Here is an 839-nt window from a genome sequence, read left to right on the forward strand (position 1 = left end):
GGTGCGGGGTATGTGCCGATCGATCCGTCGTATCCGGCCGACCGCATCGAGTACGTGCTCGACGATGCGCGCCCGGTGGCGGTGATCACCGACCGCAGTGTCGATGTCGTGCTGCCGGCGGGGTTGCCGGTGGTGGGGATGGACGAGTTCGGGATGGATGTCCCCGACGTCGTCGATGCCGGGGAGGGTCCGGTCAGCGATGCGGATCGGTTGTCGCCGTTGACCGCGGACCATATCGCGTATGTGATCTATACGTCGGGGTCGACGGGGCGTCCGAAGGGTGTGGCGGTCACGCACGCGAATGTGGTGCGGTTGTTCGCGAACACCGATCCGATGTTCGGGTTCGGGCCCGAGGATGTGTGGACGTTGTTCCACTCGTACGCGTTCGATTTCTCGGTGTGGGAGTTGTGGGGGCCGTTGCTGTACGGCGGCACCCTGGTCGTGGTCGATTACTACACGTCCCGGTCGCCGGAACAGTTCCTGGAACTGCTGCGCGCGCAACGGGTCACCGTCTTGAACCAGACCCCGTCGGCGTTCTATCAACTCGCCGCCGCCGACGCCGCGTATCCGGGCGCGGCACCACTGTCGTTGCGGTATGTGGTCTTCGGTGGCGAGGCCCTGGAGTTGCGGCGGCTGGCGGAGTGGGTGTCCCGTCACGGGGACGGATCCCAGGGCGCGGGACCGCGGCTGGTCAACATGTACGGGATCACCGAAACCACGGTCCACGTGTCGCATCGGGTACTGGATGCCGACACGGTCGCGGCGGCGACGGGTTCGGTTGTCGGGCGGGCGATCCCGGGCCTGCGAGTGTATGTGCTCGACGACCGGTTGCATCCGGT

The 839-nt window shown here is 66.5% G+C and carries 1 protein-coding gene; it reads left to right on the top strand.

From position 1 onward, the window contains the following. Nucleotides 1-839: AMP-binding protein (locus tag NRB56_RS38120; RefSeq protein ID WP_153349242.1), on the top strand; the 839-nt coding region annotated here is incomplete at both ends.

Source organism: Nocardia aurantia (genome assembly GCF_009604425.1).
Classification (GTDB): Bacteria; Actinomycetota; Actinomycetes; order Mycobacteriales; family Mycobacteriaceae; genus Nocardia; species Nocardia aurantia.